We start from the raw sequence: 21059 nt of genomic DNA, 5'->3' as shown, positions 1-21059 counted from the left end.
CACGGTGAGCGTGACGGCGGCGACCCGGGCGCGACCGCCGTCGGTCGTGCCGTCCGCGCAGGCGGGCACGCGACCGGCGCAGGCGAACGGATGGCGCGGCGCGGCCGCGATCGCGCTGGCTGTCGCGGCACTGCATGCGGGCGTTGCGCTGCTGGCCGCGCGCGTGCCTGCCGCACCGCCCGCGCAGCCGCCCCGGCCGTTGCCGATGACGGTCGAATTGACGCGGCCGCCCGAACCGCTGCCGCAGGCCGCGCATCCGCCGCCGCCGGTCGTGCCGCCGAAACCGCCGAAGCAGGCGCCAATCCCGCCGAAGCCGCGCGCGGCCGTCGCGCATCCGGCGCCGGCTGCCACGCCGCAGGCGACGCGCGAAGCCGCACCCGCGCCGGCAACGCCGGCAACCCCGGCCGTCGCCGCGCCCGCCGCCCCGGTTCAGGCACCTGCGCCCGCACCCGCCGCGCCGGTGCGCGAAACCGCGCCGATCGGCGACGCGGCGTACCTGCGCAACCCGGCGCCCGACTATCCGGCGTTCGCGCAGGACCAGGGCTGGGAAGGGCGCGTCGTGCTGCGCGTGCACGTGCTCGCGAACGGCACGCCGGATTCGGTCGAGGTCCGCACGAGCAGCGGCCGCCGCATGCTCGACAGCGCGGCGGTGGCCGCCGTGAAGCGCTGGACCTTCGTGCCCGCGAAGCGCGGCGACGAAGCGGTCGACGGCTGGGTCAACGTGCCGATCGATTTCAAGCTGGGCTGACCCGCCGGGCCGCCCGCCACATTTTTCAAGGAACTCACATCATGAACGGTATTCCGACCACCTTCATCGTCCAGGGCGCGCTCTGGCTGCTCGTCGTCTTCTCCGTCGTCACGTGGACGCTGATCGTCGTGAAGGCGATCCAGAGCCTGCGTTCGAGCGCGCGCAACCGGCGCTACGTCAGCGCATTCTGGGCCGCGAACAGCTTCCACGACGCGGCCGCGCTCGACGGCGCGAACAGCCCGGTGGGCCAGCTCGCCGCGACGGGCTTCGACGCGCTGCGGCGCGCCGACGAGAGCAGCGCGCACGATCTCGAACACAGCTGGAGCCGTCACGACCTGCTCGAACGCCATCTGCGCCAGCAGATCCACAACGCGCGCCGGCGCGAGGAAGCGGGGCTCGCGGTGCTCGCGTCGATCGGCAGCACCGCGCCGTTCGTCGGGCTGTTCGGTACGGTGTTCGGCATCATCCATGCGCTGACCGCGATCACGCACAGTGCGTCGGCGAGCATCGACGTCGTGGCCGGTCCGATCGGCGAAGCGCTCGTCGCGACCGGGATCGGCATCGCGGTCGCGGTGCCGGCCGTGCTCGCGTACAACTTCTTCGTGCGCCGCGTGAAGGCTGCGTCGGCCGATCTCGACGCGTTCGCGACCGACTTCGTCACGCTCGCGCAGAAGGCCGGCTTCCGCGTGCCGGCCGCCGCGCCCGCGGCCGCCCCGGCGCGCCGTTCCGACGACACCCGCCAGGAGGCGTTCGCATAATGGCCTTCTCGTCCTCTTCCGACAACGATGACGTGCTCAGCGAAATCAACATCACGCCGCTCGTCGACGTGATGCTCGTGCTGCTGGTCGCGTTCATCGTCACCGCGCCGCTGCTGAACAACGCGGTGCACGTGAATCTGCCGAACACCGTCGCCACCGCGCCGGCCGACCGCAAGCCGAACGTCACCGTGAGCGTCGACGGCAAGGGCGTCGTGTATCTCGACAAGCGCGCGGTCGCGCTCGACACGGTGCCGGCCGAGCTGGCCGCGCTGAAGGCCGGCCGGCCCGACGTCGCGCTCGACCTGCAGGCCGACGAGCACGTGCCGTACGGCACCGTCGCGAAGCTGATGGCGGCGATCGAGCACGCGGGCATCACGCGACTGTCGGTGCTCACCGCGCCGCGCGGCTGACGCGCCCTTCACGACTCCTTTCTGCGAACGCATTCATGAGCACCACGGCTTCACACAACGTCCAGTCGATCTGGTACACGCGCTGTCCGGTGCCGACACCGCTCGGCATCGCCGCCCATCTCGGCTGGCTGGATCACGAATTCGCCGGCGACGGCATCACCGTGCGCGCGCTGCAGGAAAGCCAGCACGCGGCACTGCATCACGCGCACGTCGACCATTCGCTCGACAACGCGTTCCGCCAGGGCGGCAGCATTCCGGCGCTGTGGGCACGCGCGTCCGGCGCCGACACGCGCGTGGTCGCGCTGACCTGGGTCGACGAGGCGCAGGCGATCGTCGCGTTGCCGGAAGCCGGCCTCGCGCGACCGAAGGATCTGCGCGGGCGCCGCATCGGCCTGCCGCGCCGCGACGGCGAGCGGATCGACATCTTCCGCGCGGCGGCGCTGCGCGGTTTCGTCAGCGCGTTGTCGCTCGACGGGCTCGGCCCCGGCGACGTCGACTGGGTCGACGTACCGGCCTCGAACCTGCGCGCGCCGGTGTCGACGCCCGCGACCCGCGACGCGGCATTCAGCCACCCCGCGAGCCTGTCGAGCCGGCGGCTCTATGCGGCCGAGGCCGCCGCGCTGGTGCGCGGCGACGTCGATGCGATCTACGTGAAAGGTTCGCTCGGGCTCGAAACCGCGCACCTGATCGGCGCGCAGCCGGTGATCGACATCGGCTTTCATCCCGATCCGCAGATCCGCATCAACAACGGCTCGCCGCGCCCGCTGACCGTCAATGCGTCGACGCTGGAGCGCCACCCCGATATCGTCAGCCGCTTTCTCGCACGCGTGACCGACGTCGAAGGGTGGGCCCGCGAGCACGAGCACGAAGTGCTCGGCTATCTCGGTCGCGAGACGGGCTCGGGCCACGACTGGCTGCGGCTCGCATACGGCGCGGACGTCCACCGGCGGCTGCGCACGGATCTCGACGAAGCGTCGATCGCCGCGCTCGACGATTTCAAGCGCTTCCTGGTCGACTGGCGGTTCCTGCCCGCCGACTTCGACGTGCGCGCATGGATCGACCGGCGCGCGCTCGACGGCATCGCGACGCTGTCGCGGTGAGCACGCCGGCACGCGTCGCCGACGCATGGCGGCGCGAGCGCTTCACCGGCGGCTTCATGCTGCTCGCGCTCGCGAGCGGCACGACGATCAGCATGGCGCAGCTCGCGACGACGCTGTATGCGCTGGCGCTCGGCGTCGACGACGCACGGCTCGGCATCATCGCCGCGATGGAGCCGCTCGGCATCGCGCTGATGACATTGCCGGCCGGGCTGCTGGTCGCGCGCTACGGTGCACGGCGCGTGTACTTCGCCGCGAGCATGGGGCCGATGCTGCTCAATCTCGTCGTGCCGTTCACCGGCGCATGGCCGCTGATCGCACTCACGCAGGGGCTGATCGGGCTGTGCATTCCGTTCCGGATCGTGTCGATCAACGGGGTGTTTCTCGCGCGTCTCGCTCAGATCGGCCTGGCCCGCGCGGGCTGGTATCGCGCGGCGATGTCGGTCGGAACGGGGATGGCGGGGCCGTGGCTGGCGAGCTGGCTGATCGGCACGCACGGTGCGGTCGCGACGTTCTGCGCGGCATCGGCGAGTTTCGCCGGCATGGCGTTGTTCAGCCGCGCGTTGCTCGGCGATGCACCGCCGCCGCCGCGTGGTGATCGAACCGGAACCGGCAGCCTGCGTACGTTGCTCGCGCTCGCTTGGCGCCGCGACATCCGCGAGCAACTCGTCGCGGAAGCGGTGAACAGCGCGACGCGCGCACTCGTCGGCACCTATACGGTCGTGCTCGCGATCCAGTCGCTCGGCCTCGCGCAGACGCATGCCGTCGCGCTGCTGACGTTGCAGGGCGTCGTCGCGGTGCTCGCGCTGTTCGGGCTCGGGCACGTCGCGCAGCGAATGACGGAACGTCGTTGCCATGCACTGAGCGTCGCGGGCGGCGTGGCCGGGCTGCTCGCGCTCGGCCTCGGGCGCGACGCATGGACCGTCGGCGCGGGTCTCGCCGCGCTGTGCGCCGGGTCGTCGCTGCTGCATCTCGTGAACATGCAGCATCTCGGCCGTCATCCGGCCGACAAGAGCCAGGTGTCGAGCCTCTACAACCTCGCGTCGATGACCGGCGCGTTCTGCGGTCCGCTGATCGGCAGCGCGCTCGCGCCACTCGTCGGGCTGCGGGCGGTGTTTCTGTGCTGGCTGCCCGTCGTCGTGCTGGGCGCGCTTGCACTGCGGTTCGCGCATGGACGTCGCGACGCAACGCAGCCGGCGCCTGCGAAGCTGTCCTGACGATTTCGGCGTCGGCCGGTGTTGCGTGACCAGCAGTTTGACGTCGTTCACAGATGCGCATGCAGCAACACCGGCGCGGCATGCCCGCCGCAAGCCCCGTGCGACGGGCACGTCGACGCTGGCATCCGAATTGCATGAGAGAACCCGTGCGTCGCGCACGCACGTGCGTTCAACCGATCAAACAGGATGACTCATCGATGTTCAGGAAAAAACTAATCGTCACCGCGCTGGGGGGACTGTTGACGGGCGGCGCCGTATCGTTGCCCGCGTGGGCAGAGGACGGCGCGGCGACGGCGGGCGCGCCGGACGCGCAGCCGGCGCAACAGGCATCGGACGATGCCGCCGCGGCCGCGCCGAAGGCGGTGCGTGTGAACCGCGGCGCGGCCGCACGCGAAACGAACCTCGGCACGGTGACCGTGACGGCGCGCCGGCGCAAGGAAAGCATCCAGGACGTACCGGTCGCGGTCACCGCACTGAGCGGCGATGCGATCAGGAACAACGAACTGCGCGTGATCAACGACGTGACGAAGTACGTGCCGAACTTCACCGGGCAATCGACCGAAGGCCGTGAGCGGCCGCGCTGGTTCCTGCGCGGCGTGGGCAGCAACGATCCGTCGGACCTGTCGCTGAGCCCGATCGGCGTGTACTTCGACGACGTCTATATCAACAGCGTGTTCGGGCAGGGCTTTCCGCTGTTCGACCTCGACCACATCGAAGTGCTGCGCGGGCCGCAAGGCACGCTGTGGGGCAAGAATACGGTCGGCGGCGCGCTCAGCATCACGTCGCAGAAACCGACGTTCGACGTGAGCGGCTACGGAAAAATCGGGCTCGGCCAGTACAACAGCCGGCTCGCGGAAGCGGCGATCGGCGGGCCGATCGGCAAGAACGACGTGCTGGCCGCTCGCGTGTCGGTGTATCACGAGAATGCCGACAGCTTCTACACGAACACGGTGCAGCAAGGGCGCTTCGGCGGCTTCCACGACAACGCGGTGCGCTTCCAGGTGCTCGCCGTGCCGACGTCGGATACCGATTTCCTGTTCAACATCCACGGCCGCAACTATACGGGCGGCGGCAACGCATGGCACGCGGAAGGCGCGGGACGCGGCGGCACGAACCAGTTCGGCTTCGTCGGGTCGAGCGATCCGTATACGGTGTCGCTCAACGCGCCGTCGAGCGATCACATCTCGACGTGGGGTACGTCGCTGACCGCGCACTGGCGCATCAACCCGGCCGTATCGCTGACGTCGATCACCGCGTTCGAGGGGCTGCACCGCTGGTACCAGGACGACGAGGACTATTCGCCGGTCGATGCGGCGCGCTCGCACGACCGCCTGTCGAGCCGGCAGTTTTCGCAGGAATTCCGGCTCGAATCGCCGCAGAACGACCGGCTGAGCTGGATCGTCGGCACGCACCTGTTCACCGAGCAACTGGCCGAGCAGGGCGCCGGCGGCGGGCTGCCGGGCTCGCCGTCGCCCGCGTACTACCATCTGACCGACCTCACGCAGCACACGCAGAGCGCGGCGATCTTCGGCAGCGTCAAGTACCGGTTCACCGACCGCTTCAACGTGACGGGCGGGCTGCGTTACACGATCGAGCGCAAGACCATCAACCTGACCGGGCTGCAGGATACGGGCAATGTGACGTTCAGCGATCCGAACAGCTGGTGGTCGCCGTCGTCGGTATCGTCGCCGCTCGCGGTCAGCGCGCAACAGCACCAGACCAACACCTGGCGCGCGCCGACCTGGGACCTCACGCCCGAATATGCGCTCAGCAGCAATGTGCGCGCGTATTTCCGCTATGCGCGCGGCTTCCGCTCGGGCGGCTACAACGGCAACGCGTATACGCAGAGCACGGTGTCGACCGTGTCGCCGGAGTACCTGAGCGATTACGAAGTCGGTATCAAGAGCGAATGGTTCGACAAGCGGCTGATCGTCAACGCGAGCGTGTTCCACTACGACTATCGCGACATCCAGGTGTTCGCGCTGGCGCCGAACCCGTTCGGCGGCCCGCCGGTGTCGACGCTGTCGAATGCCGGGCAGGGGCGCGCGGACGGTTTCGAGCTGGAGCTGAAGGCGCAGCCGGTCAACAGCCTGTACCTGTTCGCGAACCTCGGGATGCTGAACACGCGCTACACGGAATTCCGCAACGTGCCGACGGCCGTCGGCAACTCGTTCGCGCGTTCGCCGCATACGACGCTGAACGCGGGCGTCGACTATCGCGTGCCGGTGTCGTTCGGCACGCTGACGGCGGGCGGCGACGTGAACTACCGCAGCCGCGAGTACTTCAGCGCGACGCGGCAGACGATGCCGCAGCTCTGGCAGGGCGGCTATACGGTGCTGAACGCGCATGTGTCGTACACGACGCCGAACCAGAAGTACATCGTGACCGGCTACGTGACGAACCTGACGAACAAGGTCTACAAGAAACTCGAGTTGTTGCCGTCGTATGGCGCGTATCCGGTGCTGTATGGCGATCCGCGCACGGTCGGGATCACGCTGACCGCGAAGATCTGACGGCGATGCCTGCCGCGGCGCCGGCGCGTGGAGCGCCGGCCCGCGGCGGGCGGTCCTTGCGCGCGTCACGAGGCGACGCGAATCACCACCTTGCCGAAGTGCTGCCCCGATTGCAGGTGCGCATACGCCTGCGGCGCTTCGTCGAAGCCGAACACCCGATCGACCACCGGCTTGATCCGTTTCGCGTCGACGAGCCGCACGACGTCGTCGAGCATCGCGCGGCTGCCGACCATGAAACCGTGCAACCGCCGGAAGCCGCCGATCAGCGACAGCAGCCCGAGTTCCGGCCCGCCGAAGCTGCTGAGGCCGCCGATCACCGACACGATGCCGCCGATTTTCGTCGCGGCGACCGAGCGCGGCAGCGTATCGCGGCCGCCGACCTCGACGACCAGATCCGCGCCGGCGCCGTCGGTGAGCCGCAGCACCTCGTGCTGCCATTCCGGCGTCGCGCGATAGTTGATCGTTGCGTCCGCACCGAGTGCACGCGCGCGTTCGAGCTTCGCATCGCTCGACGACGTGACGATCGTGCGCAACCCGGCGGCCTGCGCAAGCTGCAGTGCGACGATCGACACACCGCCGGTGCCGAGCAGCACGACGGTCGCGCCCGGCTCCAGTCCGCCGTCGACGAACAGCGCGTTCCATGCGGTGATGCCCGCGCACGACAGCGTCGCCGCTTCGTCGTAGTCGAGATGCGCGGGAATCGCGACCAGCGCGGTTTCGTCGGACACGAAGCGTTCGGCGAGCACGCCGTCGAATTGCGCGCCGGGCGACCCCGCGACTTTCTGCGGCGTCGGCGGCCCGTCGATCCAGCGCGGGAAGTAGGTGTTGATCACGCGGTCGCCCGGCTTGAAGCGCGTGACGTCGCGGCCGGTCTCGACGACTTCGCCGGCGCCGTCGGCGACGGGGATCAGCGCTTCCTTGCCGATACCCAGATAGTCGCCGCGCGCGAACATCAGGTCGCGGTAGTTCAGCGCGGCCGAGTGGATCTTCACGACGACGTCGGTCGGCCCGACCGGTCGCGCTGCCGCGTCGACGCGCCGGAGCCCGGCCAGGCCGTCGCCCGGTTTGATTTGCCATGCATGCATGTCGACTCCTTTTCGAGATAGTCCGGACTATCATAGTGTCGCGCGGGTGGACGCATTGGCGAGAATTTGGCCAACGATTGTTGCCGTCATGGACACAACCCCGTCATCGCATTTCATTGGAGCGGAGCGGAACGGCATGGACGAACGGCTCAGAGGCGTCGCCGAATTTGTCGACGTGGTGGAATCGGGCAGCTTCGCGGCGGCGGCGCTGCGCCTCGGCATGACGCGCTCGGCCGTCGCGAAGATCGTCGCGCGGCTCGAACTCCGGCTCGGCGCGCGGCTGCTGCAGCGCACGACGCGCCAGCTCGGCCTTACCGACGAAGGGTTCGTCTATTACGAGCAGTGCCGGCGGCTGCTGGCCGAACTGGGCGAGACGGAAGCCGCGCTCGACGCGGGCCGCCGCGAGCCGGCCGGGCGCGTGCGCATCAGCGTGCCCGTGCTGTTCGGGCGGCAGTGCGTGGCGCCCGTCGTGCGGCGGCTCGTCGAGCGCCATCCGCGGCTCGAAATCGACATGTCGTTCAGCGATCGCGTGGCCGACCTCGTCAACGACGGTTTCGACCTGGCCGTGCGCATCGGCGAGCTGGCCGATACGAGCGCGCTGGTCGGCCGCAAGCTGGGCGTGCAACGCATGGGCATCTGCGCATCGCCCGACTATCTCGCGCGTCATGGCCGGCCGTCGGGGCTCGAGGCACTCGCGTCGCACGTCGGCATCGCGTATTCGCGCGGCGGACAGCCGACACCGTGGCGGATCATCGGCGCGGATGGCGCGGTGCACGACCATCGCGCGGCCGGCCGCCTGCGGTTCGACGACCTGCAGGCGATCGCCGACGCGGCCGCCGCCGGCGCGGGCCTCGCGTGGCTGCCGTGCTGGCTGATGGCGCCGTACGTGCGCGACGGCCGCCTCGCGCTCGTGATGGACAGCGACAGCGTGTCGGGCGCCGAAGTGTTCGCGGTGCGGCCGGCGGCGCGCCACGTGCCGTCGAAGGTGCGGGTCGTCGTCGATGCGCTGGTCGACGAGATTCCGCACATGCTGGCGTCCGACGACGCGAGCGGCGAGCGTACGTGACGGCGACGCTGTTCCGACGACGGCGCGACAACCCGGCTGGCTGCGCATCGCGCCCGCTCGCGTCTCACATATCGAGAAGACGTCCCGGTAATTGACGCGAATTTCACGCGGCTCCTAGACTGGCCTGCATGACGCCGCGCCTCACGCGAGACGATCCAGGAGACATGCCGATGACCGCCACCGCCCCGCAGTTGCACGCCGCGACGATGCGGCGCCTGAACCTGCGCCTGATTCCGTTCCTGATGCTGCTGTACCTCGTCGCGTATATCGACCGCTCGAACATCTCGGTCGCGGCGCTGCAGATGAACGCCGACCTCGGCCTCAGCGCCGAAATGTACGGGCTCGGCGCGGGGCTGTTCTACGTGACCTACATCCTGTTCGAGGTGCCGAGCAACCTGTTCCTCGCGCGGGTCGGCGCGCGTCGCTGGATCGCGCGGATCATGATCACGTGGGGTATCGTCGCGGCCGCGATGAGCGCGGTGCAGACGCCGGGGCAGCTCTATGCGATGCGGCTGCTGCTCGGCGCGGCCGAAGCCGGCTTCACGCCGGGCATCATCTACTACCTGTCCGCGTGGTATCCGCAGAGCGACCGGGCGCGGGCGATGTCGTTCTTCTATATCGGCGCGACGCTCGCGTCGGTGATCGGGCTGCCGCTGTCCGGCGCGCTGCTGAACCTGAACGGCGTGCTCGGCGTCGAAGGCTGGCGCTGGCTGTTCCTGCTCGAAGGCGTGCCCGCGTTGCTGCTCGGGTTCGTCGTGCTGCGCCGCCTGCCGGACACGCCCGCGCACGCGCGCTGGCTCCCGGCCGACGAACGCGCGTGGCTCGAAGCGACGCTGCGCGACGCCGCGCCGCGCGAACATCTGTCGCACGGCGGCGCATTGCGGCGTGCGTTCGGCGACGGCAAGGTGTGGGCGCTCGCCGCGTTCTGGTTGCTGCAGGCGTTCGGCACGATCGGCCTCACGCTGTTTCTGCCGCTGCTCGTGAAGAGTCTGTCGGGACAGTCGAGCTTCGCGGTCGGCAGCCTGTCCGCGCTGCCGTTCCTGTTCGCGTGCGTCGCGATGTACCTGAACGGCCGGCATTCGGATCTCGGCGGCGAACGCGCGCTGCATCTCGGCGTGCCGATGCTGCTGGCCGGTGCGTTGCTGATCGCGGCGATCTATACGCCGGTGCTGCCCGTCGCGTATGCGCTGCTGGTGCTCGCGGTCGGCTTCAACTGGGCCGCGACGCCGGTGTTCTGGGCCGTGACGACCGAGTACGTGTCGGGCCTCACGGCGGCCGCGTCGATCGCGCTGATCAACGCGGTCGCGAACATCGCGGGGCTCGCGCTGCCGCCGGTGATGGGGCGGATCAAGGACGTCACGCATTCGTACGATCTCGCGCTGCTGCTCGTCGCGGCCGCGTTGCTGGCGGGTGGTGTGCTCGCGTTGCGGATCGCGTCGCGGCGCGTAATGCCGGTGGTGGCGGGGCGGGTGGGGTGAGCGACTGGCGAGTGTGAGGGTGACGCATCGAACGCGACGAGAAGGCATCGACCGTACGCGTTTCTCATCGCTGCGGCACAATCGGGCGGAGCACGCGCGCGCCGGGTGACCACAAGGCGCGTTGCGCCATTTCCTCCGGATTCCTTCCCAAGGGCACGCCTATGTCATCCCGCACTTATCTCGTCACCGGCGCATCACGCGGCATCGGCCTCGCGATCAGCACCACGCTCGCCCGACGCGGCCATCGCGTCGTCGGTCTCGCGCGGCACGCGCAGGGCATCGACTTCCCCGGCGAATTGCTCGCGTGCGATCTCGCCGATATCGAACAGACCGCCGCGACGCTCGCGCGGATCGGCGAACGCCACCACGTCGACGGCATCGTCAACAATGCGGGCATCGTGCTGCCGCAACCGCTCGGGAAGATCGATTTCCAGTCGCTGCAGACCGTGTTCGATCTCAACGTGCGGGCCGCGATCCAGGTCACGCAGCATTTTGCCGATGCGATGAAGGCGCGCGGCCACGGGCGCATCGTCAACATCTGCAGCCGCGCGATTTTCGGCAGCCTCGACCGCACCGCGTATTCCGCCGCGAAGAACGCGCTGGTCGGCTGCACGCGCACGTGGGCGCTCGAACTCGCCGAGCACGGCGTGACCGTCAACGCGGTGGCGCCCGGCCCGATCGAGACCGAGCTGTTCCGCCAGACGCGGCCGGTCGGCAGCGAAGCCGAGCGCAAGGTGCTCGCGACGATTCCCGCGCGCCGGCTCGGCACGGCCGACGACGTCGCGGCCGCAACCGCGTTCTTCCTGTCCGACGAAGCCGGTTTCGTCACCGGGCAGGTGCTGGCGGTGGACGGCGGCGGCAGCCTCGGCGGGCGCAGTTGACGCACGGCGGCGCGACGCGTGGCGGACGATACGCGTCGCATATTCCCCCACCCCGTTAGCATGTGACGAATCCGACTTTGGGCGCTGCGCGGGCGACGCTAAGATCGCCGCTCCCGTAGATCGAGCGTCAACAAGAATGAAAAAGTCCGCTTCGCCGTTGCATGCCTTTCGTTTCCGTGTCGTTTGCGCCGCGATTGCCGGCGCGGTGTCGCTCGCATCGTGCGGCGGCGTCGACAGCGATGCGCCGCCGTCGCAGGCCGGCGCCACGCCAGCGCCCACCCCGACCCAGGCCGCGAAGCGCCCGAACATCCTGTACATCATGGCCGACGATCTCGGCTACTCCGACATCCATGCGTTCGGCGGCGAGATCAACACGCCGAACCTCGACGCGCTCGTCGCATCGGGCCGCATCCTGTCGAACCACCACACGGGCACCGTCTGCGCGATCACGCGCGCGATGCTGGTATCGGGCACCGATCACCATCTCGTCGGCGAAGGCACGATGGGCGTGCCGACCGACGAACGGCGCGGGCTGCCCGGCTACGAGGGCTACCTGAACGATCGCGCGCTGTCGTTCGCGCAACTGCTGAAGGACGCCGGCTATCACACGTACATCGCGGGCAAGTGGCACATCGGCTCGGGCATCGTCGGCAGTACGACGGGCAGCGGGCAGACGCCCGACCAGTGGGGCTTCGAGCGCAGCTACGTGCTGCTCGGCGGCGCGGCGACGAACCACTTCGCGCACGAGCCGGCCGGCTCGTCGAACTACACGGAAGACGGCCGCTACGTGCAGCCGGGCCAGCCCGGGCAGCCGGGCGGCGCGGGCGGCAGCCCGGCCGTGTTCTATTCGACCGATTTCTATACGCAGAAGCTGATCTCGTACATCGATGCGAACAAGCAGGACGGCAAGCCGTTCTTCGCGTACGCGGCCTACACGTCGCCGCACTGGCCGCTGCAGGTGCCCGATCCGTGGCTGCACAAATATGCGGGCGTGTACGACGCCGGCTACGATGCGATCCGCAACGCGCGGATCGCGCGGCAGAAGGCGCTCGGCCTGATTCCGGCCGATTTCAAGCCGTTCGACGGGCTGCCCGAGACGACGGTCGCCTCGCCCGCGACCGCGAACAACGGCACGGCCGGCGCGAAGTACATCAACGCGGTGCATTCGGCCGCGGACGGCTACGGCGACTACGGCCCCGGCAAGGTCGACAAGCTGTGGTCGAGCCTGTCGCCGGCCGAGCGCAAGGCGCAGGCGCGCTACATGGAGATCTACGCGGGGATGGTCGAGAACCTCGACTACAACATCGGCCTGCTGATCCAGCACCTGAAGGACATCGGCGAATACGACAACACGTTCATCATGTTCCAGTCGGACAACGGCGCGGAAGGCTGGCCGATCGATTCCGGCGCCGACCCGACCGCGACCGACACCGCGAACGCACAGGAGCCGACCTATTCGGCGCTGGGCACCGACAACGGCAAGCAGAATGCGCAGCGCCTGCAGTACGGGCTGCGCTGGGCGGAAGTGAGCGCGGCGCCGTTCCGGCTCACGAAGGGCTATTCGGGCGAAGGCGGCGTGTCGACGCCGACGATCGTGCACCTGCCGGGCCAGTCGCAGCCGCTGCCGACGCTGCGCGCGTTCACGCACGTGACCGACAACACGGCGACGTTCCTCGCGGTCGCGGGCGTCACGCCGCCGTCGCAGCCGGCGCCGCCGCTCGTCAACACGCTGACGGGCGTCGACCAGAACAAGGGCAAGGTCGTCTACAACAACCGCTACGTGTATCCGGTCACGGGCCAGTCGCTGCTGCCGGTGCTCACCGGTTCGGCGACGGGCGAAGTGCACACGACGCCGTTTGGCGACGAAGCGTACGGCCGCGCGTATCTGCGCAGCGCCGACGGCCGCTGGAAGGCGCTGTGGACCGAGCCGCCGCTCGGCCCGCTCGACGGCCACTGGCAGCTGTACGACCTCGCGTCGGATCGCGGCGAGACGACCGACGTGTCCGCGCAGAATCCGTCGGTGATCGGCACGCTCGTCGACCAGTGGAAGGCCTACATGAGCAACGTCGGCGGCGTCGAGCCGCTGCGTCCGCGCGGCTACTATTGAGCGCGGGAGCGACACGATGCGGTTCCGCTTCTGGACGATCGGCGCGGCGCTGGCCGCCACGCTGTTCGCCGCCGCGTTCGCGGCCGGCTATGCGAACCCGGCGGCGCCGGCAGGCGGCGCGTTCGACGACCTGAATCGCGGCCGCGCGCTTGCGCCGCTCGGTTCGGAGCGCGAGTGCGAACGCTATTCGGGGCTGCCGTCGAAATGGCGCGACGATCCGAAGGCCGGGATGGTGCACCTGCGCGGCGGCGCGTTCGTGTTCGGCAGCACGCGCGGCTATGCGGACGAGCGTCCGGTCGGCGACGGCCGCACGCGCGTCGGCGGCTTCTGGATCGACCAGACCGACGTGACGATCGCGCAGTTCGCCGCGTTCGTGCAGGCCACCGGCTACGTGACCGAGGCCGAGCAGCAGGGCGGCGCGGCGGTGTTTCATGTGCCGACGCGCGACGAGATGAACGCGCGCGACCTCGCATGGTGGTCGTGGGTGAAGGGCGCGTCGTGGCGGCATCCGCGCGGGCCCGGCAGCGACGTGACGGGGCTCGGCAACCTGCCGGTGACGCTCGTCACGCAGCGCGATGCGCTCGCGTATGCGCACTGGCTCGGCCGCGATTTGCCGACCGAGGCCGAATGGGAATACGCGGGCAAGGCCGGCCGCGACGACGCATCGCTCGATGCGGCGCCGCGCGATGCGCAGGGCAAGCCGGCCGCGAACTACTGGCAGGGCGCGTTTCCGGTGCTCGACTCGGCCGAGGATGGCCACGCGGGATTGGCGCCCGTCGGCTGCTATGCGGCGAACGGTTTTCGCCTCTACGACATGATCGGCAATGCGTGGGAATGGACGAAGGACGCGTACACGGGCCCGCATCAATCGCACACGAACGGCGACACGGCGGCCGTCGCACCGCCGACGCGCCGGCACGATACGCCGATGGTGATCAAGGGCGGTTCGTTCCTGTGCTCGCGCGATTACTGCGTGCGCTATCGCGCATCGTCGCGCGAACAGCAGGAAGCCGATCTCGGCGCGTCGCATATCGGGTTTCGCACGATCCTGAGGGACGCGTCATGACGGCGGGCATCGGGCGATTCGTGTCGGCGTGGCTGCTGGCGGCATGCGGCATCGCGCATCATGGTGCGGCGATGGCTGCCGACGCCACTGCACCGGCCGTGCGCGTCGGCGTCACGCGCGGCGTGCATGCGCAGATCCTCGACGAAGTGAAGCGGGTGGCTGCCGCGCGCGGGCTCGGTGTCGACGTCGTCGAATTCGACGATGCGTCGCGCATCGACACGGCGCTGGCCGACGGGCGGATCGACGCGGCCAGTTTCGAGGATGCGCAACAGCTGGCCGCGACTCGCGCACGCCAGCGCGTCGCGCTGACCGAAGTCGCGCCGACCGTCACGCTGCCGATGGCGTTCTATTCGCGCAAGCTGAAGAACCTGAACGAACTGCAACCCGGCGCGACGGTCGCGCTCCCCGCCGATCGGCGCGGGATGGCGCGTGCGCTCGTGCTGCTGCAGAACGACACGCTGGTCACGCTGCGCGAAAAAGCCGGTCTGCATGCGACGCTGCGCGACGTCACCGGCAACCGGCTCGGGCTGAAATTCGTCGCGCTGCGCCGCGACCGGCTTTACGCGGCGCTCGATACGGCCGCGTTCGTCGCGATCGACAGCGACGACGCGGCCCGCTTCGGGCTGCAGCCCGCGCGCGACAGCATCAGCCTGGAGGATGCGCGCTCGCCGTATGCGAACGTGCTGACGGTGCGCGACGCGGATCGCGAGAAGCCGTGGGTCGCACAGCTCGTCGCCGCGTATCACTCGGACGACGTCGCGCGCTTCATCCTCACGCGCTACCAGGATTCGGTGCGGCGGCCGTGGTAGACACCTACCAGCTCGCGTGCAACGCGTGCGGACGCTGCTGCAACAGCGCGCCGACGCTGTCGTTGCGCGAACTGTTCCGGCATCGGCATCGCTTCGTCGGCGCATTGACGCTGCGCCGCGTGCCGAAGCGGCGAACGGGCGAACGCTGGCAGGCAGGCGGGCGCGAGCAGACGCTCGATGCGGACGACGTCGCGGCCGCCGATGCGCTGGCGGACCGGCTGTTCCATCGCGGCGGCGGCATGAACGGCGAATGGCTCGCGCTGACGCTGCAAGGCTACGACTATCCGTCGCTGGGCCGCTGCGCGGCGCTCGCCGACGACGGCCGCTGCGGCGTGCACGCGAACAAGCCGTCGATCTGCCGCGCGGTGCCGCTCGATCCGGCGCTGCCCGACCGGTTGCAGGCCCGCGTGCTCGCGGCGCGGCGCGACGATGCGGCGTGGCTGGGCGCGAACTGCATCGTCGAAGCGGGGCGCGTGCGGTCTGCCGATGAATCGGTGTTCTCGATTCCGCTGGTGACGGCCGGACAGGTCGCGGACCGTGCGGCGCTCGACGCGCATCGCGCTGCGCTCGTGTTCGAGCGCGCGGTGTGGCGCGACGCCGTGTTCGCGTCGTTGACCGATGGCGGGCAGGACGTGCGTCATGCGCTGTCGCGGCTTGCGCCGGGCGGCTACCTGACCGTGTCGATCGTGCCGGTCCTGCTGGCCGTCGCGCCGGTTTCCGCGCATTGCCGCGCGCTGTGCATCGACTTCATCGACGCCCAGCTCGCGTTGATCGGCGCGAACATCGAAGCGGCGCTCGTGCGCCGGCAGGCGGCCGACCGGCCCGCGACGCACGAATTGCGCGGCTTCGCGCAGGCGCTGGATCGGGCGCGACGGGCGCTCGCGGCCATGCCCGCATCCGCGGTTGGCACGCGTGACGATGCGCCACGCATCGACGCATGGCTCGACGATCGCGTCGACGCCGATCCGCTCGCCGCGTGACGATCGCGGCACGCCGCGCGTGCCTTACACTTGGCGCTCTTTCACTCGTTCGGATGGAGCGGCATGTACGCGTCGACCTTCATTTTTCGTGCCGGGCAGTACGACGACGAATTCCACCGGCTCGACCGGCAGATCGCCGACATGGCGCGTGCGACGCCGGGCTATCTCGGCGAGGAAACGTGGGAGAACGCGGAAGCGGGCCTGATTCAGAACGTCTACTACTGGGAATCCGAGGCGGCGCTGCGGCAGTTGATCCAGCATCCCGCGCATCTCGAAGCCAAGGCGAAGCAGGCGCGCTGGCTGGACGGGTATCGCGTCGTGATTTCGCAGGTGCTTCGCGAGTACGGCGACGGCAAGCTGACGCCGCCGCATGCAGGGGCGTCAGCGTAAGCGTTGCCGGTCAGGCCGCTGCGCCGGCTTCTCCCGGCGCGGCCGGCTCGTTCGCCCTGCGCTCCCAGATCGGGAATGTCGCGTTCTGGATCGACGTCTGCGCGTCGATGACCTTGCGGTGATCGATGCCGGGCAGGTCGAGCAGCCGGTCGATCGCCGCCTTCGCGCCTTCTGCATCCTGCGGGAAGGCGCAGGCGAATTGCTTGTTCGTCTCGAACAGAATCCACCAGACATCCGACGCGAACGGCCCCTGGTCGTTGGTCTCGATCACGATCGCGCCGAGGTCGGACAGCGCGATGCCGCGCATCGCCCCGGTGCCGTCGGTCGCTTCGATGCGCGTGTCGGTTGCCGTTACGGTCCAGCCGTTTTGTCGGGTCGACGATCGCGCGGCATTCGATCGGGCCGTGCTGCCGGCGACTGCGCCAGTGCCAGTGCCAGTGCCGGTCGGCGCGGCCCCACCCGCGGCACCGGCCGCAACGCTCGGCGCCACGCCATCCTGCCGTTCGCGTCCGCCGATCCACGGCAGCGCGGCGGCGCCCACCATCGCCGCGATCCATAAGTAGTACCCGGCCCCGAACGTGCGGATCGTTTCGTAGTTCGCATCGGTCGGGATCGTATGCCACCCGAGCGCAAAGACCACGACCCCGGCCAGCAGTGCGGACACGGTACGGCTCGGCCTGAGCAGCGCGACGACGAGCAACGGGTTGCCGAGCCACGCGAATTGCAGGTCGAGGATCGCGAGCCCGCCGAGCGCGAGCACCGTGTAGCCGTGCCACCAGCTCACCGCGCCGGCCGCATTCGGCGGTTCGGCCGCGACGGGCAGCAGCAGCGACGCGATGTACGACGCGACGATCACGACACGCGCGAGGTTCAGGCGGGGCGAAGCGGAGCGAATCTGCATGTTGCCTTCTCGTTGTGCACGATCATGCGAAGCGACGAATGGCGGATGGCCGGGCCGTCATTCACGATGCGCGGGCCGACGTGGCGACGCGCCGAACGCGATTGTGGGCGATTCGCGCGGCGATGTCGAACGTGCGTCGTCCACCGCTGCGCCGTCACAGCGCTTCGACCAGCAACCGCGTGCTCTTCTCGCAATACTCGTGACATGCCGCGCGCGCGGCGATCGACGCACCGTGCACGAACCTGGGCGCGTCGGCCCGCCGCGACATCGACACGACGATCGACGGCGGCGACGGCTGCAGCGGCAACTCGACGACTTCGCCGCGCTCGATCAGCGCATCGACGAACAGCACCGGAATCGCGGCGACGCCGAAACCGTCGCGCACCAGCTGCACGATCACCGAGATCGACGGCGATCCGGTGATGCGCGTCTCCGACAGCGGCACGCCATGCGCGTGCGCGAGCGTGCGGACGATGTCTTCCAGTGCGCGATGGGGCGCGGTGCCGCGCCCGTAGGTGAGGATCGGCTGGCGCAGCACCTGCCGCGCGAGGCCGGTGCGCGTGTTCGGCAGCAGCCCGGCGCGGGCGATCCAGCGTACCGGGTAGTTCGCGAGCGCGTCGCACACGACCGACGCTTCGTCGCTGCCTTCCACGCGGATGATCAGGTCGAGTTCTCCCGCCATCAGCCGGCGCTGCAGCACGACGCTGACGTCGACGGTCAGATCGATCTCGAGCTGCGGATAGTCGGCCGCGAGCCGCCGCATGTAGTGCGGCAGCCAGCTGTGCACGACCGTCTCGATCACGCCGAGCCGCAGCTTGCCGCGCAGCGCGCTTTCGCCGGACGCGGCGGCCTGCAGTTCCTGCGTCGCCTCGACCACGGCTTTCGCATAACCGAGCAGGTATTCGCCGTTCGGCGTGAGCCGGAACGCGCGGCTGTCGCGATCGACGAGTACCGTCTGCAGTTCGTCCTCGAGCGCCTTCAGGCGCTGCGAGATCGCGGCCGGCGTCGCATGCAGCGCCGCCGCGGTCGTGCGGAAGTTGCGCAGCTTCGCGAGCGTGACGAAGGTTTCGAGAAAACGTGTGTTCATGGCGGTCGGGCGAGGCAGTGGATGCGCAGCTTGCCGGCGACGAAAAGTGAACGGGACCGGGGAAAACCCGCAGATCCGTTAAGAAATTCTATACAACGGGCACAAAAAAACTCGTTGGCGACAAAATTTTTTCCTTTCTATTCTTCGCCATATCCGATGACACACCACCGTCATCCCCACGCCATCCCGATCTGCGACCGACCATCATGACGCCTTCCGAATTCCGCCAGTCCGTGCGCCGCGGCGCGTTCCGCGGCCCGACCGCCGGCCATTGCGGCCCGTTTGCCCAGGCGAACCTGGCGATCCTGCCCGACGCGTACGCGCACGATTTCCTGCGCTTCTGCCAGGCGAACCCGAAGGCCTGCCCGCTGCTGGGCGTCGGCGAACCGGGCGCGTTCCGGATCGCCGCGCTCGGCGAGGATCTCGACATTCGCACCGACGTGCCGAGCTACAACGTATACAGGGACGGCCGGCTGACCGAGCGCGTCGAGTCGCTCGAAGCGCTGTGGCAAGACGATTTCGTCGTATTTGCGATCGGCTGCTCGTTCTCGTTCGAGGACATGCTGGCCCGCGAAGGGATCGGGCTGCGCCACGTCGAGGAGGGGCGCAACGTGCCGATGTACCGCACGTCGATCGCGAACCGCCGCGCGGGGATCTTCGGCGGCCAGCTGGTCGTGTCGATGCGGCCGCTGCGCGGCGCCGACGCGATCCGCGCGGTGCAGATCACGAGCCGGTTCCCGGGCGTGCACGGCGCGCCGATCCATATCGGCCACCCGCGGGAACTGGGCATCGACGACTTGAACGCGCCCGAATTCGGCGACGCGGTGACGATCCGCGACGGCGAGCTGCCGGTGTTCTGGGCGTGCGGCGTGACGCCGCAAACCGCGCTGATGGACGCGAAGCTGCCGATCGCGATCGCGCATACGCCCGGCCACATGCTGATGACCGACATCACGAACGCATCGCTGGCCGTGTTCTGACCGGCCGGCCACCCCGTACGCGACATACCGCGACATACCGCACCACAAGCCATTTGACGGCGCATCACGACAGGAGCACCACCATGGAAAGCAAGACCCTCGCGGCGCCCGCCGCCGAGCCCGCGAGCCGCGAGCGCAGCGGCCTGTTCTCGTGGTACGCGGATGCGCAGCCGCGCGAGCGCCGCGCATTCTGGAGCTGCAAGGTTGGCTACATGCTCGACGGGATGGACACGCAGATGCTGTCGTTCGTGATCCCGACGCTCGTCGCGACCTGGGGCATCTCGCTCGCCGACGCGGGCTTCATCGGCACGATCACGCTGCTCGCGTCGGCGCTCGGCGGCTGGATCGCCGGCATCCTGTCCGACCGGATCGGCCGCGTGCGCACGCTGCAGCTGACGGTGCTGTGGTTCGCGGTGTTCACCGCGCTGTGCGGGCTCGCGCAGAACTACCACCAGCTGGTCGCGGCGCGCGCGCTGATGGGCTTCGGCTTCGGCGGCGAATGGACGGCCGGCGCGGTGCTGATCGGCGAAGTGATCCGCGCGCGCGACCGCGGCAGGGCGGTCGGCCTCGTGCAGTCGGGCTGGGCGATCGGCTGGGGGCTGTGCGCGCTGCTGTATGCGCTGCTGTTCTCGGTGCTGCCGGCCGAGCAGGCGTGGCGCGCGCTGTTCCTGGTCGGGCTCGCGCCCGCGCTGCTGGTCGTCGCGATCCGCCGCTACGTGAAGGAGCCGGACGTCTACGAGAAGGAGAAGGCCGCGCAGGCGAAGGTGGCCGACGCGCCGCGCCTCACCGAGATCTTCGCGCCGAAGCTGATCACGACGACGCTGCGCGCGGCATTGCTGACGACCGGCGCGCAGGGCGGCTACTACGCGATCACGACGTGGCTGCCGACGTTCCTGAAGACCGAACGGCACCTCACGGTGATGGGTACCGGCGGCTATCTCGCGATGATCATCTTCGGCTCGTGGGTCGGCTACCTGACGAGCGCGTACCTGACCGACCGCCTCGGCCGCAAGCCGAACTTCATCCTGTTCGCGGTCGGCTCGATGGTGATCGCGTTCGCGTACACGTCGCTGAATCTGACCAACGCGTCGATGCTGTGGCTCGGCTTTCCGCTCGGCTTCTTCGCATCGGGCATCTTCTCGGGGATGGGCGCGTTCCTCACCGAGCTGTTCCCGACCCGCGTGCGCGGCTCCGGCCAGGGCTTCTGCTACAACGTGGGCCGCGCGATCGGTGCGCTGTTCCCGTTCCTGATCGGCGCGCTGTCCAAGCAATACGGGCTCGGCATGAGCATCGGCATCTTCGCGGTCGCCGCCTACGGCGTGGTGATCGTCGCCGCGCTGACGCTGCCCGAGACCCGCGGCCGCGAACTCGACGCCGCCTGACCGACGGCAGCGGCGGGGCGGCCCGCCCCGCGTGTTTCTTCCCTCTTCATCGACCCCGTGACACGGCGCGCGACGCGCGCCGTGCGGCGGCGTTCGTCCCTCGA

The 21059-nt window shown here is 69.4% G+C and carries 19 protein-coding genes; 16 read left to right on the top strand and 3 right to left on the bottom strand.

Translation table 11 applies throughout. The annotated features are described in order from the left end of the window. The 6 genes from MMB92_RS02290 to MMB92_RS02265 all read left to right on the top strand — a co-directional run. A partial coding sequence (locus MMB92_RS02290; RefSeq protein ID WP_346828511.1) for an energy transducer TonB occupies positions 1-748 on the top strand: 748 nt, incomplete at its 5' end. 41 nt (positions 749-789) lie between these two features. Next, positions 790-1506, top strand: a complete 717-nt coding sequence (locus MMB92_RS02285; protein WP_006484339.1) for a MotA/TolQ/ExbB proton channel family protein — start codon at positions 790-792, stop codon at positions 1504-1506. Continuing rightward, positions 1506-1916 (top strand): biopolymer transporter ExbD, encoded by a 411-nt coding sequence (locus MMB92_RS02280; RefSeq protein WP_006484323.1) that lies wholly within the window; start codon positions 1506-1508, stop codon positions 1914-1916. Before MMB92_RS02285 ends, MMB92_RS02280 begins: the two co-directional genes overlap by 1 nt. Positions 1917-1951: 35 nt before the next feature. Next, positions 1952-3016 (top strand): ABC transporter substrate-binding protein, encoded by a 1065-nt coding sequence (locus tag MMB92_RS02275; protein ID WP_077056710.1) that lies wholly within the window; start codon positions 1952-1954, stop codon positions 3014-3016. Further along, positions 3013-4230, top strand: a complete 1218-nt coding sequence (locus MMB92_RS02270; RefSeq protein WP_034202781.1) for an MFS transporter — start codon at positions 3013-3015, stop codon at positions 4228-4230. Before MMB92_RS02275 ends, MMB92_RS02270 begins: the two co-directional genes overlap by 4 nt. A 197-nt stretch (positions 4231-4427) precedes the next feature. Then, complete coding sequence (locus MMB92_RS02265; RefSeq protein ID WP_034202780.1) at positions 4428-6743, top strand: TonB-dependent receptor; 2316 nt, start codon at positions 4428-4430, stop codon at positions 6741-6743. 65 nt (positions 6744-6808) lie between these two features. On the opposite strand, the gene MMB92_RS02260 is transcribed toward MMB92_RS02265, so the two are convergent. Then, a complete protein-coding gene (locus MMB92_RS02260) occupies positions 6809-7828 on the bottom strand; it encodes an NAD(P)-dependent alcohol dehydrogenase (RefSeq protein ID WP_006484330.1) in 1020 nt (339 codons plus the stop codon). Positions 7829-7964: 136 nt separating this feature from the next. Between MMB92_RS02260 and MMB92_RS02255 the strand changes: the two genes are divergently transcribed. The 8 genes from MMB92_RS02255 (at position 7965) to MMB92_RS02220 (ending at position 16605) form a co-directional block, all read left to right on the top strand. Beyond that, a complete protein-coding gene (locus tag MMB92_RS02255; RefSeq protein ID WP_006484328.1) occupies positions 7965-8894 on the top strand; it encodes a LysR family transcriptional regulator in 930 nt (309 codons plus the stop codon). 170 nt (positions 8895-9064) lie between these two features. Continuing rightward, positions 9065-10372, top strand: coding sequence for an MFS transporter (locus MMB92_RS02250; protein ID WP_062911377.1), 1308 nt, complete (start codon positions 9065-9067; stop codon positions 10370-10372). Between the two features lie 161 nt (positions 10373-10533). Next, positions 10534-11253 carry an SDR family oxidoreductase gene (locus MMB92_RS02245; RefSeq protein WP_006484321.1) on the top strand — a complete coding sequence of 240 codons (720 nt, stop codon included), beginning with the start codon at positions 10534-10536 and terminating at the stop codon, positions 11251-11253. 136 nt (positions 11254-11389) lie between these two features. Next, positions 11390-13360 (top strand): arylsulfatase, encoded by a 1971-nt coding sequence (locus MMB92_RS02240; RefSeq protein WP_006484325.1) that lies wholly within the window; start codon positions 11390-11392, stop codon positions 13358-13360. A gap of 16 nt (positions 13361-13376) precedes the next feature. After that, entirely contained in the window at positions 13377-14426 is a 1050-nt protein-coding gene (locus MMB92_RS02235) for a formylglycine-generating enzyme family protein (protein WP_006495704.1), read from the top strand. Continuing rightward, positions 14423-15235, top strand: a complete 813-nt coding sequence (locus tag MMB92_RS02230; RefSeq protein ID WP_277562489.1) for a MetQ/NlpA family lipoprotein — start codon at positions 14423-14425, stop codon at positions 15233-15235. The genes MMB92_RS02235 and MMB92_RS02230 overlap by 4 nt, the downstream gene beginning before the upstream one ends. Continuing rightward, on the top strand, positions 15229-16215 hold the full coding sequence (locus MMB92_RS02225; RefSeq protein ID WP_277562488.1) for a YkgJ family cysteine cluster protein: 987 nt from the start codon (positions 15229-15231) through the stop codon (positions 16213-16215). The genes MMB92_RS02230 and MMB92_RS02225 overlap by 7 nt, the downstream gene beginning before the upstream one ends. A gap of 63 nt (positions 16216-16278) precedes the next feature. Continuing rightward, positions 16279-16605: an antibiotic biosynthesis monooxygenase gene (locus MMB92_RS02220; RefSeq protein WP_006484329.1), complete on the top strand. Its 327-nt coding sequence runs from the start codon at positions 16279-16281 to the stop codon at positions 16603-16605. Positions 16606-16615: 10 nt separating this feature from the next. On the opposite strand, the gene MMB92_RS02215 is transcribed toward MMB92_RS02220, so the two are convergent. Both MMB92_RS02215 and MMB92_RS02210 read right to left on the bottom strand, forming a co-directional pair. Then, complete coding sequence (locus MMB92_RS02215; RefSeq protein WP_062910060.1) at positions 16616-17506, bottom strand: hypothetical protein; 891 nt, start codon at positions 17504-17506, stop codon at positions 16616-16618. Between the two features lie 154 nt (positions 17507-17660). After that, positions 17661-18593 (bottom strand): LysR family transcriptional regulator, encoded by a 933-nt coding sequence (locus tag MMB92_RS02210; RefSeq protein WP_006484336.1) that lies wholly within the window; start codon positions 18591-18593, stop codon positions 17661-17663. Between the two features lie 206 nt (positions 18594-18799). Between MMB92_RS02210 and MMB92_RS02205 the strand changes: the two genes are divergently transcribed. Next, complete coding sequence (locus MMB92_RS02205) at positions 18800-19573, top strand: putative hydro-lyase (protein WP_006484320.1); 774 nt, start codon at positions 18800-18802, stop codon at positions 19571-19573. A gap of 83 nt (positions 19574-19656) precedes the next feature. Continuing rightward, on the top strand, positions 19657-20955 hold the full coding sequence (locus MMB92_RS02200) for an MFS transporter (RefSeq protein ID WP_006484334.1): 1299 nt from the start codon (positions 19657-19659) through the stop codon (positions 20953-20955). The last annotated feature ends 104 nt before the right edge of the window (positions 20956-21059 follow it).

It is taken from the genome of Burkholderia sp. IO2 (genome assembly GCF_029522185.1).
Lineage (GTDB): Bacteria > Pseudomonadota > Gammaproteobacteria > Burkholderiales > Burkholderiaceae > Burkholderia > Burkholderia cenocepacia.
The sequence above is the reverse complement of the archived record's forward strand: the minus strand, read 5'-3'. Positions and strand labels throughout refer to the sequence as shown.